The sequence below is a fragment of the Chlorobium sp. genome, from assembly GCF_036528655.1.
Lineage (GTDB): Bacteria > Bacteroidota > Chlorobiia > Chlorobiales > Chlorobiaceae > Chlorobium.
This window is the reverse complement of record NZ_JAIGND010000030.1, coordinates 16,830-31,621: the sequence shown is the minus strand read 5'-3', so window position 1 is coordinate 31,621 and position 14,792 is coordinate 16,830. Positions and strand designations below refer to the sequence as shown.

Here is a 14,792-nt window from a genome sequence, read left to right as displayed (position 1 = left end):
TCTTATGGCGCAATGGTTGACGATGGCCTGAGCGTCCAGTCATCGATATTGTAGAACGTACCGGAAATATTGATCTCTTCGCCCTCGATGCGGCTGCTGAAACCCTGAGTCTCCCTGATCCAGTAAAGGAAGGTCACCGGCTGATCGCGATGGATGATCTCCTGGTATTCGAGCCAGTATGGCTTCGCATCCGTCTGTACAAGTTTCTCCTTGGCCAGTTCGCACAGTTCGTCGATTCTCGGATTCCGGTATCCGGTAAAATTGAAGGTACTCTTTTTCAGATCCGAACCCCAAACGTCGAGCGGATCGATCTCCAGTCCGATGGACCATCCGGCCATCCATGCCTCAAGCCTGCGGTTCTGCAGGTTTTCGAAGAAGACGTTCGACTCCTGCACATCGAGCCGGCAGTCGATGCCGATTGCCTTGAGGTTCTGCTGGATGATGACGCTTGCATAGTTTCTGCGGGCATTGCCGGCATTGGTGTAGAGCACGAAACTGAACTTCCGGCCATCTTTCTGCAGAATACCGTCGGGACCGGGAAGCCAGCCCTCTTTTCTGAGAATTGCCGCCGCTGCAGCCTGATCGAAGACATGAGGCACTATCGCGCGATTGTATGCCCATTTCAGGGAGGGCGAAATATCGGTATTGCATATGGTGCCGTACTGTTTCAGATACCCGTCGATAATCGCTTCCCGATCGATGGCCTTGGTAAGCGCTCTGCGTACCGCTGCGGAACCGAAAAGCGGATGCGGCAGGATTTTGCCGCTTTTGTGATATTCAGCCTGATCGATATTCGACCAGCCGACATAATCGTAAACCCGCAACCCCACGCTTTTAATCTCGATCCCGGGATTTGCCTTCTGAAGAGAGGAAAAATCTTCGGGTTTGATATTTTCGACAATGTCCACCGCATTGGTCTGCAGCTGGGCAAGGCGTACGGTATAATCCGGAACGATGCGCCAGTTGATGAACGCAATGTTACCCGGTTTCGGCAGATTCGATTTACGGTTTGAAGCCAGAACCAGCGACTGCTGCTGCGCCCATTCGTGCAGCCTGTATGGTCCGGCGCCGACCGGATTCTGATTGAGCGTCGAGCTTCTGAAATCCTCCGGCTTCACATCCTTCCACAGGTGAGCGGGAAGCGGCGTCAGCGAAGTATGGAACAGTGCGAGATGTTCCGGAACCGGTTTGTAAAACCTGAAAACGAGCGTGGTATCGTCCGGGGTTTCGATAGCCCGATCAAAATCAACCGTACCCTTGTCGGCTCCGACCAGTTCGGCAAGGTATTGCTGGCGGGGACTTGCTATGAGCGGATTGCCGTATAGCCGGTAGGTGAATTTGAAATCTCCGGAAACAACCGGTTTGCCGTCGTCCCAGAATGCATCGCTGCGCAGAATATAGGTAATGGATTTATGGTCTTCCGCCATAGTCCAGGTTTTCGCAAGCGCCGCTTCCGGTTTTCTGCCCCCTGTCGAAGGTCGGAATTTTTTTTCAAGAGCCATGAAGTTCAGAAGCCCGCTGGTAGTATCGAACTCGCTCTGCAAGAGGCCGGGATAGATCAGGCCGGATATGTTGCTTGATGTGACGCTCGATCCGATAACGGGATTCAGGTAATCGGCATCGCCGAGCATGGTAATGACGAGCGTCGAATCTTTCGCGCCGCCGCTGCCTGCCGAACCCGACGGTCCGCGGCCGCAGCCGCTCATGAGCAGCATGGCGACCAGAAAAATGCATACCGGGATGATTCCGTTCCGGTCAGTTTTCATAATCCGGCTCCTTTCCTTTATCGATATTGATCCGTATCCTCTCGGTAAGCGCTTCAGCCGCCACGTAGTTCGAGTAGTGTTTCAGAAGGAAGTTCAGTGCTACAACCTCTATGATGACGGCAATGTTCTTGCCGGGGAAAATCGGGAGCTGGACAAGCGGTACATCGACACCGAGAATTTTTATTGACTTCATATCGAGCCCGAGCCGCTCATAGTCGGTTTCGCGGTTCCATTCGAGGAGTTCGACGACAACCTGCACATCCTTGATATCGCGGATTGCCCTGATGCCGAAATTAGCTTTCACGTCGACAACCCCAAGACCGCGTATCTCCATGAAATGGTCGATGATATCGTTGCGACGGGCATTCAGCTCATGCGACTCCCCTTTTCGCCTGATGACGACGACGTCGTCGGCAACGAGGCCGTGACCGCGCTCGACAAGATCCAGCGCAATTTCCGATTTCCCCAGACCGCTCTTGCCGGTCAGCAGCACTCCGACGCCGCAGACATCGACCATGGAACCGTGATACTGCTGGTGCATGGAAAACTGCTCTTCAAGAAAATCGGTTATCAGGTACATGGCAACCGTCGATGAATGACGGGTTGCGTAGACGGGAACGCCGGCCGCAGTAGCCATGTCGAGCAGATCGGGATGCAGCTTGTTTGTACTCGTGAGAATGATACAGGGTATCTTGAAATGCACCAGATGTTCGAACGCCTGCCTTCGCCCCGGTTCATCGAGATGGTTGAGATAACGGGTCTCGGTATTGCCGAGAATCTGAACCCGTTTGTATGTGAACAGGTTGGTAAATCCGGCAAGAGCAAGCCCCGGACGATGGAGTTCCCGCTCCGAAATTCTTCGTTTCTGCTCGTCAACGCTGTTCAGCCTGCGCAGCTTGATATCGTGGTCGCGCCCGATGTTCTCAAAAAAATATGCGACCGTTATCGATCGCTTTCTAATGCCCTTCTGGTCGAGATTCATGGCACAGGAGTAAATAGTGATATGGAAGGTTCCGTGCCTGCAGGTCGCATCCGGCAGGCACGGAACGTCCGGTTACGGAGCCATTTTTTCCTTGTATTTCTGCAGCTGCCGTTCAAGCGATTCGACGCAGCTGTCTATAGCCGGTTCATAGGCCGGCGCCGCATCTTTTGCCACCAGTACCTGCTGAGGGACATGCAGGGTAATTTCAGCTATTTTGTTCTTCTCGAAATCGTTCTTCTGATGGTCGAGAATAATATGACATGAGAGAATACCTGGATACACTCTGGCAAGAGCCTGCACAGCATCGCGGGCATAATCCTCTATACTGCTGTGATTACTGGAATGACGCAGGGTGACCTGAACGTTCATGGTTTCTGTATCGACAGACTTGGTCATGGAAACCTCCATTGATAGTATGTGAACGGATTGAAAGAACAGTCCCTTCCGGTCTTGCCGGAGGACGAAAATACTCAGGCTTTCGGGTGGGCTTTCAGATAAACATCCCTGAGCCTGTTAAAGGTTACATGGGTATAGATTTCTGTTGTCGAGAGACTGCTGTGGCCGAGCATTTCGCTCACGCTTATCAGGTCGGCCCCGCTATTGAGCATATGGGTAGCGAAACTATGTCGAAGAATATGAGGATTTCTCTCTTTCCGCTCCGTCACAGGAGTCAGATATTTTCTGGTAACCCTTTGTACAAGCATGGGATACAACTTTTTGCCTTTTCTCGTTACAAATACATGCGTCAAGGCGTCCGCATCGCTCTTCATAAATATTCTAAAGAAGTTTCGCCGGACTTCAAAATAATTTTTCAGCGCATCCGCCGCACAGGAACCCAACGGAACAATGCGTTGCTTGCCGCCTTTCCCGTTCACCTTCAGCGAACCTGTTTCGAGGCTCACGTGATGCATCTCAAGTGCTATCAGCTCGGATATTCTCAGACCGCTTCCATAGAGCACTTCAAGCATGCCGAGGTCGCGCGCGACTTCAAAACGTTCATCGAGCCCGCCGGTCTGTTCATCTCCGGCAGCACAGACGGACGCCGGACGATCGAAAAGATCTCCGGTCTGCTTTTCGGTAAGAAAACCGGGAACAGGCCTCGGATATTTCGGCGTCGTCACATAGGAAAGCACCGAATGGCTCACAATGCCGGATTGCATCAGATAACGGTAAAAACTCTTCAACGTGGCGAGCTTTCGTGCAATGGTCTTCGGCTGCATGCCGTTTTTAAGGAGTTCCCCCATAAAAAGGCGGATATCGACAACCGTAACCTGTCCGGGAAAAAAACATGCCGGATCCTTCAAACCGAGATGCCGCATGATGAAACTGAAAAACTGATCGAGGTCGTTTCCGTATGCGGTCAGGGTGTGAGGCGACACGTTTTTTTCGCGTTTCAGATAATCGAGAAACCGGTCGATTTCGCCATAGCGCTCTATCGGGCAGGCGGCAGACAGATCATCGGACGACAGCTCTTTCATACATCAAGTGCGATAAGTTCCGTCTCGTTACGTATGTAATATAAAACTCCCGTGCGGAGCAGAAAACTGCTGACGGCAGGGCGCTCGCTGCGTTCGGCCAGGATCTCTTCATAGCATATATCCATGTCCCACCAGATGCGCAACAGGCTCCTCCAGAGTCCGGAACGCTCATCGAATTCATGAAATGCTGCCGCGACGAGAGGTCCGGACACAATGCACTCGCAATGCGCAGGAACAGAGGGCTCGCGATCCCTGATAAGCCCGTATTCGGCGCTGCCTTCAACGACCGTATCCGGAAGGATGATGTTCTGCCGTAAGGTTTCCGGACGCATCGCAGATCTCAGGGCATTGATGGCGCCGGTGTCGTTATCCGGACGCCGAAGCTCAATGCCGGTCAGAGGATCGATAATCAGATAACTGCGCTCGGGAAAACCCGCAAAAACGGAAGGGATATAAACGAGCAGCCCTTCGTCGAGCATGCCGCAGCAGACCACATCCCTTCTTGCCCATTCGACCGAACCGGTATCCGGATCGACTGCCCAGAGACCGATATGCTCAGGACTGTTCTGCTGCCATGCGTGCAGAAAAACGAACTGCTCCGAAACCGTTTCCATACCGGTAAACCAGCTCTCGCCGATAGCCTGCTGCGTAGCCTGATCAAGAAGCAGATAGTCGTCGAAAAGCACCTGTCCGGAAAGCTCGTCGATCGAGAAAAAAAGCGAACGGCGCTCTTTTCGGTTTCTCTTCTGACCCGTGATCCTGCCGTTGCCGGTAAACATGAGCTGCCAGACCGCCGAATTCTCGCCGGCGCTGTACATCCATCTGCGGCATACATCGCCCCGATTATCCATGAACCTCCCTGCTCAACCGGTAGATATTGACGGCAACAGGCTGCGCCCCCCCATCGTAGCTTGTTGCGAATGGAGTGATTGAAAAACCGTTTTCTCCTGCAAGTTCCAGAAACTGGCCGGCAAGCCGTCTCCGGGGATCGGCGATCCATGCCGAACCGCCCGGCTTGAGCAGCTTGTCGATCGCCGTTACGACCGGCAGCAGGTTTACCCGTTCGTAAAGCACATCGGCGGCAAACACCATATCGAACCGCTCCTTGCATTGAACCAATCGCCAGTCGAGGGTTGCCGTTTCAAGACAGACGCCGTTTTTCAGCGCATTATAGGCAACGAAACGAAGAGCCTCAGTTGAATAATCGGTTGCCAGCACATTGGCGCCATTGGCTGCGGCAACTACAGAAACCATACCGACGCCGGAACCTATCTCTATCGCCCGCTTTCCTGCAAGAGGAAGCTTGCCGGCAATGAAGGACGAAAGCATGATCGCTGAAGGCCATATTTCAGCCCAATACGGCATCTGCTCGTCTTTGAGAAACTCTTCGGCAGAGATCCTGTCGAGCAGAGCGTAGCTGTCGAGCACGCTGAGAAAACTGAATGAACGCGATTCGATCGTACAGGTAATCTCCCTGAGATCGTACTCGCCCGCAAGTTCGCGATAGAGTGCATCGCACCCGGTACGAAGCTGTTCCTTTTTCAGGTTCATTGACTGAAAAGATATTGACGCTGTTGTCGCTTTTGGCGAAAAAATAAAGTTCGCTCTGAATGTACTGAAAATCAGATCGTATTTCTATTTTCCCCTTAGCGGCAGCTTGCCGCAATAACCAAAAACCATCAACCAGTCCAGATGAAACGAGAGCTTCTTGAAGTATTCGACAACACCTTTCCGCAGAGAGACTACACCATCGAAATCGTCAATCCGGAATTCACGTCGGTGTGCCCGAAAACAGGGCTTCCCGATTTCGGTACCATCACCATCAGCTATATCCCCGATAAGGTCTGCATAGAACTGAAATCCCTCAAATACTATTTCCTCGATTTCAGGAACGCGGGCATCTTCTACGAAAATATCACGAACAGGATCCTTGACGACCTGGTTGCCGTATCGCTGCCCAGAGAAATGACCGTCAGGAGCGAGTGGAATGCGAGGGGCGGTATCACCGAGACCGTCACAGTCAGATACGTTGCGACAACAATCTGATCAACCGGAAAAATCCATTAAAAAAGAAACCCCGGCATGATAACCGGGGTTTTGTTCATTTATGCGTTCAGGCAGAGTCCCTGTCAGTACTTTGCATTGAACCATGGAACCATCTGCTTCACATCGGCATCGGTGATACCTGAGTTGGGTACGACTTTCATGGTCACTACGATTTTTTCGGTCTCGCCCTGCTTGATATACTTCTTCATCTTGTCCTTGACGGAATCAAGCGTATGGCATTTGTTGCACTTGTTATCGACAAGGGTCTTAGCGGCATCGAAATCGATCGAAGCTGTCTCGCCGGAAGCCGGAGCGGCGGCAGCGGCAGCGGCCTCGTCGGCAGCGGCCTTCTCAAGGCTTTCTTTCGTGGCCTTTTCGAAATCGGTATCGCCTTCAAGGAATGCGGTCAACTGGGGAACCGAACGGATGTATTTGTCGTCGACGGTCGTTGTGCGTCCGGCAGAGGGATGCAGAAAACCTGAAGGCCAGATCCACAGAATGACGAAAAGGAGCGCAACAAGACCGAGAGAACCGAGAGGAAAACTGAGAAACCACCTGTCACTGATACGGGAAGACATCTTGCCGAGAATCATGATGATCAGCGAAGCGCAGAAAATCAGCATGAACCAGCCTGTAAACGAGCTCAGCGGCGTCGTCAAGGCAGAAATGTTTTCAGCCGGCACCTTGTAGCCGGTTAAAAACGACACCCCGAAAAACAAAGCCCCCATTAAGACAGCCCCGCCGATTGCAAGTGCAATAAGCTTACCGTTTGATTTGTTGTCCATGACAGGTAATGAATTAGGTGTTAGTGGCTTGCAAATGTTTTATTGAATAAGATAAGCATTATAAGTAAAGGCGGCAAACATAAAGGGTAAAAACCTTTACTTTAAAAGTTCCTGCAGAGGGACTGCTGTTCCGTGCGACTTGATATGAACGTTAATTCCTATTCTGAAAACACATATGATCACCTCGGCAAGCTGCGTCATGGACTTCGACAAGGCGGAACGCGATTTCAATTTTCTTCTGGAGTGCTTTCTCGAAGTGCTCGGAACCCTCGAAGAAAACGAAGCGGTCGCGCATCTGCCCTGGAATAAAAGCGGTCTCCCCATAGAAGGGCTGAACAATTCCGAAAGAACCTTGCAGGCATTCTCGATTGTCTTCCAGCTGATCAATATGGCGGAGGAAAATGCAGGCGCGCAGTACCGCCGCTCGATGGAGAGCGAAAAAGGAACCGCGGTGCTTGCCGGGCTATGGGGAAAAGTTTTTACGGAACTCAGGGAAAACGGCATGACGGAACAGGAGATCCTGCAGTCGCTGCCCGACTCCTGCATCGATACCGTCCTGACGGCACATCCTACCGAGGCCAAAAGAAAAACCGTGCTCGAACACCACCGGCAGCTCTACCTGCAGCTTGTGCAACGGGAAAACGGCATGTGGACGCCTCAGGAACGGAACGATATCCGTAACAATATTATAGTAATACTCGAGCGGCTCTGGCGAACAGGAGAAATCCTCTATGAAAAACCCGAAGTATCCGCCGAAAGAAGGAATGTCATCCACTATCTCTACAACATTTTTCCCGAAGTCGTCGCCCTTCACGATAAAAGGCTCATCCAGGCCTGGAAAGAATCGGGGTTCGATCCGGGAGCCTTTGGCGGACCGGCAGACCTCCCCCAATTCCGCTTCAGCAGCTGGGTAGGAGGCGACCGCGACGGCAACCCCTTCGTCACCGCCGACGTGACTGCAGAAACGCTCCTCGAAATGCGTCGGCACGCATTGAAACTGCTCAAAGCGAAACTCTCGGAACTTGCATCGAAACTGAGCTTCTCCGAACGGCTGGTGCAACCCGCCGGGGAGCTCCTCAGTCGTATGGCAGCACTTTCGGCAGCGCTTGGACACCGGGGCGAACATGCGCTGCAAAGAAACCGGCACGAACCGTGGCGGCAGTTCCTCAACCTGATGATCGCCGCGCTTCCTCCCGAAAAAGAACCCGTATCGACGGAAGGAACCGTCTTCCATTACCGGCTCTCCCGGGAACTGCTTGCCGATCTCGACATGCTTGACAATTCGCTCAGAATCGCCGGTGCCCGCAACATCGCCGCAACGGACCTCATGCCGGTCTACCGGATCGTACAGACCTTCGGCTTCCATCTCGGAGCGCTCGACATCCGCCAGAACAGCCGCATACACGACCTTGCGCTTTCACAGCTCATGACGGCAGCCGGGCTTGACGGCGCCGGATACCCCGAGTTGAGCGAACCCGAAAAAATCCGCTTCCTCGCCGAAGAGCTCCGCTCTCCGAGGCCCTTCACCCATCCCGACATGACCGCAGGAGCTGAAGCCGAGAAGGTACTTGCCTGCTTCCGCGTCCTGCGGCGCCACTGCAGCCGGTTCGGCCCGGAAGGAGTAGGATCTCTCATCGTCAGCATGACCAGAGGAGTATCGGACCTTCTGGCCATCTACCTCTTTGCCCGGGAAACCGGTCTTATGGTGCCCTTCGAAGATGGCGACGCATGTATGCTGCCGGTCGTTCCGCTCTTCGAAACCATCGACGACCTGAAAAAAAGTCCGGAAATCATCGAAGGCTTCCTGCAGCACCCCATGACAGCGCGATCGCTCCGCTACCAGCAGAAAACAGCCGGACCAAGCGCTCCGGTCCAACAGGTGATGATCGGCTACAGCGACAGCAACAAGGACGGCGGCATCTTTTCAAGCATCTGGATGCTCTACCGGGCACAGGAACTTCTGCAGGAAGCCGGAGCACGGTTCGGCACGCAAATACGATTCTTTCATGGACGCGGAGGCAGCATCAGTCGGGGAGCCGGTCCGACGAACCGGTTTCTGCGCGCGCAGCCGCACGGATCTTTCAACGCTGGCATCCGGTTTACCGAACAGGGCGAAACCATCGCCCAGAAATATGCCAACAGAATCAGCGCCATATACAATCTCGAACAGTTCGCCGCAGGAGTTACCGCAGAGCGATTGCGACACAACTCGACATCAGAACCCTGCATCGACATCAAGCCTGTAATGGACGCTCTTTCCACGCAGGCAAACATCGCCTACCGCAGGCTGACCGGCACCGGGGGATTTCCCCTTTTCTTCAGGCAAGCCACTCCGGTGGACATCATCGAACAGATGCGCATCGGGTCGAGACCATCGAGACGAAGCGGCGAACGCAGCATAGAAGACCTTAGGGCGATTCCCTGGGTATTCAGCTGGAACCAGGCCCGCTTCGCCCTCTCGGGCTGGTACGGCGTCGGATCGGCGCTCGAACATCTCGAAGAGCACTTCCCTGACGTCGCGGATAAAATCCGGAGCAGGGAACTGCTCTGCCCCACCCTTTATTACATCGTCAGCAACGCCGACGCAAGCATCGCAAGCGTCGATCCCGTCATCATGCGGCTCTATGCGGCTCTGGTTGCCGACGACGCGTTGCGGACGAGCATTATGGAGACGATAGAAACAGAACTCGCAAAAACGAGGCGGTACATCGACCTGATCTACGGGGAGCAGCTCGAAGAACAGCGGTTCAACGTTATGCGTTTTATCGGCAAACGCCAGGAAGCGCTGCGGCTGCTTCACCGGAGGCAGGTGCTGCTGCTCTCCGAATGGAGGAAACTCGGTACCGGAGGGCATGAGATGGAAGCGGAAAGGATGCTGCCGGAGCTCTTTCTCAGCGTCAACGCCATAGCCGGCGGGCTGCGAAGCACCGGCTGAAATGATTTTCCGGAAGCGAAACGGCAGAGAAAAATAAGCCGCCAACGTAACTTTCAAGCTATTTTTACGTACCATTCTCTTATGGGCACCTCGAAAAAGTGTCGTGAGCACCCGGAGTGCAACGCTGACGGAGCGGAGAAACCGGAGTGTACACGCAGTACATGAGGATTTCGAGCACCGACCAACGCGGCAATCCGGGTGCGGAATAACTTTTTCGAGCTGCCCTTATAAGCAGTTGCAACAGAGAAAACCGCCTGCCCATGCTCTCAAAACTCTCAGCCGCATCCATCGTCGGCATCGATGCCGTCAGGATCGACGTCGAAACCAACGTATCGGGAGGCATCCCCTCCTTCACCGTCGTCGGACTCCCGGATAACGCCATCCGGGAGAGCCGGGAACGGATTCTCACGGCAATCCGAAACTCCGGCTTCGACCTGCCGCCCAAAAAAGTGACCGTCAACCTCGCCCCTGCCGACATCCGCAAGGAGGGTACGGCATTCGACCTGCCGGTAGCCATCGGCCTGCTCGGTTCGCTCGAACTCGTCAAACGGAAATTCGATGACACGCTCATCATGGGGGAACTTGCCCTCGACGGATCGATCCGCAGGGTGAACGGAGCGCTGCCCGTCGCCATCATGGCCGCTAAAGAGAACATCAGGCGCATCATCCTTCCGCTTGCCAACGCGCCGGAAGCCGCCGTGGCGGTTTCGGCATCGAAAGCCGATATCGACATCTACGGCGTCGAAACCCTGAACGAAACCGCAGCACTGCTCAACGGCAATGAGAGCCGTCCGCCGATAGAGGTCAACGTCGCCGACCTTTTTGCCGCCGAACCGGAATACCCGGTGGATTTTGCCGACATCAAGGGACAGCAGGCGGCAAAGAAAGCGCTCGAAATCGCCGCGGCCGGCGCCCATAATCTGCTGATGATCGGACCTCCGGGCAGCGGAAAAACCATGCTCGCCAAGGCGCTGCCGGGCATTCTGCCGCCGCTCGGATTCGAGGAATCGCTCGAAACCACGAAAATCTACTCGGTTGCGAACCTGCTTGACAAAGACCGTCCGCTCATGGTGACCAGACCGTTCCGCAACCCGCACCATACCACCAGCAACGTCGCGCTTATCGGCGGCGGCACCACGGCGAAGCCCGGCGAGGTCAGTCTTGCCCATAACGGCATTCTTTTTCTCGACGAACTGCCCGAATTCAGCCGCAGCGCGCTTGAAGTGCTGCGCCAGCCGCTCGAAGACCGGGAGGTCACGGTATCGAGAATTTCGGTAACCACCCGCTACCCTGCTGGCTTCATGCTCGTAGCGGCCATGAACCCGAGTCCGGCCGGGGCGCTCAAGGATCGCGACGGAAACCTGACCGCCGCGCCGCAGCAGATCCAGCGCTACCTCTCCAAAATTTCAGGCCCCCTGCTCGACCGCATCGACATCCATATCGACGTGCCGAAGGTAGAAAACACCGAACTCTTTTCGGGCTCGATTGCCGAAAGCTCGCGGGAGATCCGGAAGCGGGTGATACGGGCGCGCGAGATACAGAACCGCAGGTTCACCGAAGCCGCCTGCGCCGGCATCTACACCAACGCCCAGATGGGTTCGAAACTGATCAGAAAATTCTGCGCACTCTCGCCGGAAAGTTCGCAGAAGCTGATGGACGCCATGAACATGCTGAACCTCTCGGCAAGAGCGCACGACCGCATCCTGAAAGTCAGCCGGACCATCGCCGACCTCGACGGGTCCGGGACGATCGAGATGAAACATCTCGTGCAGGGCATCCAGTACCGCAACCTCGACAGGGAGTTCTGGAGCTTCTGAAAGCACCCCGGCCTGCAGTTGACATCTGCATCGACATTAAAACGCATTTATAGTTATTACTTCCGAAATCGAAACAATAAAAACCGGGATGTAAGAAGATTGATAAACATCCCGGCCAGACTCCCCGCAGCGACGCCAGAAACCGGGTAATATGCAACTATCGAACAGGACGCGATTAAAAACGAATAGACCCCGATATTAATCCCTCCGCCTATTGCCATCAAGGCAAGATATAATCAGAACTCCTTTGCTTTCGAATACCCTGAATCTTGTTCACTGAACGTGATTGTGCGATTAAATAGCCATGTCGAAAATACGGCAGTCATAAACGAAACCAGACGGGCAACATAAAGACCCAGACTATCTTTTAGAAGGTACAACACAAAAGAATCGATAACGAAGCCAACGATTCCTGATAATCCAAAAAAAATAACCGGGTTGATACTTTGATTTTTTTATTAGCGTTCATTTATATAATAAATCTAATAAACAATTCCTGTTTATTAGATTTCCATATCATGAAGAGGAATCGCAAGATACGCTAAACGCTTCATTTCATGACGACCTTTAGTGACATTATCCAGAATAAGACCGCAAAAAAATGAAAGGAGAGCTGAAACCATAACAGAGGCGGAAAGTATAATTGTCGGGAAACGGGGAACAAGACCTGTCGTAAAGAATTCGCCAATAACCGGAATTGTAATTATGACGGAAAACGCGGCCATTAAAGCCGCACATATACTATAGAATGATAAAGGACGTTCAGAAACGTAAAGCCTGAAAATAGTTTTAAGTATCCTCAAACCATCACTATAGGTGGATAATTTACTTTCCGATCCTTCAGGCCTTGCTCCATATGGAGTCATAATTTCACCATAAGGCATTCTAAGTTCCAGGGCGTGTATCGATAACTCCGTCTCGATTTCAAAACCCTTGGATAAGGCAGGAAAGGATTTTACATATCGTTTGGTAAATACCCGATACCCCGATAGCATATCAGTATATCCTCCGCCAAATATTTTTATGACACTTTGTGTCAGAATATGGTTTCCAAACTTGTGTCCTCGTCTGTAGGCAGAACCCGCTGTATCCTGAGGTGCTGTCCTTGTGCCAACCACCATATCCAGATGCTCATCGATCAACTTGTCGACCATTTTAGTGACCGATGAAGCATCATATGTCCCATCGCCGTCCACCATCACATAAATATCCGCATCGACATCTGCAAACATTCTTCGCACAACATTGCCTTTTCCGCGCAGAGATACAGATATGACCTGAACGTTTTCTCCTTTGGCAACGAGAGCTGTCCTGTCAATTGAATTATTGTCAAAGACGAATATCGCGATTCCAGACATCGCATTACGGAAGTCCCTGATTACCTGTGCAATAGCAATTTCTTCATTATAACAAGGAACAATAAGGGCTACTTTCAGGCCTCGATAAAGCATATGCATATTATTTAACAAATAATTCTATCCGTAAATGTATTTATAATAAAATCCTCTTATACTCACAGTCAGGGCACACAACATAAAAACCGAAAAGAACGGTGAACCATTGATCTAAACAAGAGAATCCGATTACAATCTAAATATAATATCTCTGCAAAATGGAAAACAAGGAAGAAAGCCCAACCGCATACATTATAAACACTACCATTACAATAACGGCTTTTGAACGGTAATCATATTTTTTTATCCATTCCTCACTCAAAGCATAAGTAATCAATAAAAATATCGGGATCATATATCGACCCTGCACACCATCGACATGACCTTCTCCAACAGCAGTCCATGTTATATACAAACTCAATGAAATCACAAACAACGAAATTAATGCCATAAATATCGACAGCAGAGAATAATATTTTTTCTTTATCGCAGACGCCACCACACCTGTAACGACCATCACATACACAATTAACTTCATAAAAAAATAGGAAATCGCAGATAGCTGTATATCCAACCACCCAAGAATACCGAACATACCTTTTGATAAACCGTCAATATTATAAATTGAATTACGCAATACAACATCAATCAAAACATGCAGATTGTTTTTAATATATTCTATTTGCGCAACCGGATCAACACCTCCATGCAAAGGTATTTTAGTATACGGCGATACCACGACACACCATAAAATTACCATACCAAGAATGATAAGACCTGAAACAAATACAGCAACTCCATTGCCCGATCGCCTGTATAATAAAATATAGAATAAAAAATACATATATATAAAAACATACGGGGGCTTGCCAAATGCCGCCACAGACAGCAATAAAAGTCCTGACAACTGTAAAAAAAAGTATTTCATTCCACTTTTTTCATAATTATCATATTTTGTAACTATTGCAATACCCAACGCTGTAGAAGCAATCAATATACCATCCTGTGAAACAGATGCGTACTCAAACAGCGTCATCGGAAATGACAAAATCACAAACATCAATAATTTTCCGTAGTCATATATTTTGATCGCAAAAAAAGAAAAAAGAATACAAACAAAAGCGACAAGATATCTGGAAAAATAGAATGATGATATCACATTCATTCCTATATTTTTAGAAATCAACAAACCAATTGCTTGCACAAAATACCCTGCAGCAAAATATGGCGCCGTATTATTGTTATTTACGAATTCTGTTTTGTTATCCCACAATATTTCGGACGGCCTCACATTATTTGATGTAATAGCATCGACTTTAATTTTATTGTTAGATGCAATATCATTATACCCCTTTATTTCAATCAGCTTTTTCACCCCCAAAGAGGTTTCATTACCAACAACAGAATCTTTATTTATACCAGGCATAAAAACGCCACGAGAGACCTGATCTGTTTTTGCGAAATGCGAGAATTCATCCGGCACCTGAAATGGCGGAGTAAAAAAAGCCATCACAATTACAAAAGGGGCAATAAAAAAAACCCATAAATATTGAAGCTTATCATAAAGCAATGTATACCTCCTTGTTATA

13 protein-coding genes are annotated in these 14,792 nt (G+C 51.0%); 3 read left to right on the top strand and 10 right to left on the bottom strand.

What is annotated here, in order from left to right:
* Window positions 1–2: 2 nt before the first annotated feature.
* The 6 genes from K4305_RS07930 to K4305_RS07905 form a co-directional block, all read right to left on the bottom strand.
* A complete protein-coding gene (locus K4305_RS07930) occupies window positions 3–1,766 on the bottom strand; it encodes a peptide-binding protein (protein WP_331561877.1) in 1,764 nt (587 codons plus the stop codon).
* Window positions 1,756–2,748 (bottom strand): HPr(Ser) kinase/phosphatase, encoded by a 993-nt coding sequence (gene hprK, locus K4305_RS07925; RefSeq protein WP_331561876.1) that lies wholly within the window; start codon window positions 2,746–2,748, stop codon window positions 1,756–1,758. Before hprK ends, K4305_RS07930 begins: the two co-directional genes overlap by 11 nt.
* Before the next feature lie 72 nt (window positions 2,749–2,820).
* The gene (gene hpf, locus K4305_RS07920; protein ID WP_331561875.1) at window positions 2,821–3,144 is read right to left on the bottom strand and encodes a ribosome hibernation-promoting factor, HPF/YfiA family; all 324 of its coding nucleotides are present in this window, start codon (window positions 3,142–3,144) and stop codon (window positions 2,821–2,823) included.
* 74 nt (window positions 3,145–3,218) lie between these two features.
* Window positions 3,219–4,226, bottom strand: a complete 1,008-nt coding sequence (locus K4305_RS07915; RefSeq protein WP_331561874.1) for a tyrosine-type recombinase/integrase — start codon at window positions 4,224–4,226, stop codon at window positions 3,219–3,221.
* Window positions 4,223–5,077: a DUF4905 domain-containing protein gene (locus tag K4305_RS07910; RefSeq protein WP_331561873.1), complete on the bottom strand. Its 855-nt coding sequence runs from the start codon at window positions 5,075–5,077 to the stop codon at window positions 4,223–4,225. Before K4305_RS07910 ends, K4305_RS07915 begins: the two co-directional genes overlap by 4 nt.
* On the bottom strand, window positions 5,070–5,777 hold the full coding sequence (locus tag K4305_RS07905) for a class I SAM-dependent methyltransferase (RefSeq protein WP_331561872.1): 708 nt from the start codon (window positions 5,775–5,777) through the stop codon (window positions 5,070–5,072). The genes K4305_RS07910 and K4305_RS07905 overlap by 8 nt, the downstream gene beginning before the upstream one ends.
* A 141-nt stretch (window positions 5,778–5,918) precedes the next feature.
* On the opposite strand from K4305_RS07905, the gene queF reads away from it, so the two are divergent.
* A complete protein-coding gene (queF, locus tag K4305_RS07900) occupies window positions 5,919–6,272 on the top strand; it encodes a preQ(1) synthase (RefSeq protein WP_331561871.1) in 354 nt (117 codons plus the stop codon).
* Between the two features lie 83 nt (window positions 6,273–6,355).
* On the opposite strand, the gene K4305_RS07895 is transcribed toward queF, so the two are convergent.
* Window positions 6,356–7,057: a photosystem P840 reaction-center cytochrome c-551 gene (locus K4305_RS07895; protein ID WP_331561870.1), complete on the bottom strand. Its 702-nt coding sequence runs from the start codon at window positions 7,055–7,057 to the stop codon at window positions 6,356–6,358.
* 175 nt (window positions 7,058–7,232) lie between these two features.
* Here K4305_RS07895 and K4305_RS07890 point away from each other — a divergent pair, with 175 nt between their 5' ends.
* Window positions 7,233–9,992 carry a phosphoenolpyruvate carboxylase gene (locus tag K4305_RS07890; RefSeq protein WP_331561869.1) on the top strand — a complete coding sequence of 920 codons (2,760 nt, stop codon included), beginning with the start codon at window positions 7,233–7,235 and terminating at the stop codon, window positions 9,990–9,992.
* Between the two features lie 260 nt (window positions 9,993–10,252).
* Window positions 10,253–11,809, top strand: coding sequence for a YifB family Mg chelatase-like AAA ATPase (locus K4305_RS07885; protein ID WP_331561868.1), 1,557 nt, complete (start codon window positions 10,253–10,255; stop codon window positions 11,807–11,809).
* Window positions 11,810–12,045: 236 nt separating this feature from the next.
* On the opposite strand, the gene K4305_RS12315 is transcribed toward K4305_RS07885, so the two are convergent.
* The 3 genes from K4305_RS12315 to K4305_RS07875 form a co-directional block, all read right to left on the bottom strand.
* Entirely contained in the window at window positions 12,046–12,240 is a 195-nt protein-coding gene (locus tag K4305_RS12315; protein ID WP_442880454.1) for a GtrA family protein, read from the bottom strand.
* Between the two features lie 72 nt (window positions 12,241–12,312).
* Window positions 12,313–13,260, bottom strand: a complete 948-nt coding sequence (locus K4305_RS07880) for a glycosyltransferase (RefSeq protein WP_331561867.1) — start codon at window positions 13,258–13,260, stop codon at window positions 12,313–12,315.
* A gap of 139 nt (window positions 13,261–13,399) precedes the next feature.
* A complete protein-coding gene (locus K4305_RS07875; protein ID WP_331561866.1) occupies window positions 13,400–14,773 on the bottom strand; it encodes a DUF2142 domain-containing protein in 1,374 nt (457 codons plus the stop codon).
* Window positions 14,774–14,792 lie beyond the last annotated feature (19 nt).

Coding starts and splice junctions, on each gene's coding strand:
- K4305_RS07885 (WP_331561868.1), top strand. CDS start 10,253: ATGCTCTCAAAACTCTCAGCCGCATCCATCGTCGGCATCGATGCCGTC.
- K4305_RS07910 (WP_331561873.1), bottom strand. CDS start 5,077: ATGGATAATCGGGGCGATGTATGCCGCAGATGGATGTACAGCGCCGGC.
- hprK (WP_331561876.1), bottom strand. CDS start 2,748: ATGAATCTCGACCAGAAGGGCATTAGAAAGCGATCGATAACGGTCGCA.
- K4305_RS07930 (WP_331561877.1), bottom strand. CDS start 1,766: ATGAAAACTGACCGGAACGGAATCATCCCGGTATGCATTTTTCTGGTC.
- K4305_RS07905 (WP_331561872.1), bottom strand. CDS start 5,777: ATGAACCTGAAAAAGGAACAGCTTCGTACCGGGTGCGATGCACTCTAT.
- K4305_RS07880 (WP_331561867.1), bottom strand. CDS start 13,260: ATGCTTTATCGAGGCCTGAAAGTAGCCCTTATTGTTCCTTGTTATAAT.
- hpf (WP_331561875.1), bottom strand. CDS start 3,144: ATGACCAAGTCTGTCGATACAGAAACCATGAACGTTCAGGTCACCCTG.
- K4305_RS07890 (WP_331561869.1), top strand. CDS start 7,233: ATGATCACCTCGGCAAGCTGCGTCATGGACTTCGACAAGGCGGAACGC.
- K4305_RS07895 (WP_331561870.1), bottom strand. CDS start 7,057: ATGGACAACAAATCAAACGGTAAGCTTATTGCACTTGCAATCGGCGGG.
- K4305_RS07915 (WP_331561874.1), bottom strand. CDS start 4,226: ATGAAAGAGCTGTCGTCCGATGATCTGTCTGCCGCCTGCCCGATAGAG.
- queF (WP_331561871.1), top strand. CDS start 5,919: ATGAAACGAGAGCTTCTTGAAGTATTCGACAACACCTTTCCGCAGAGA.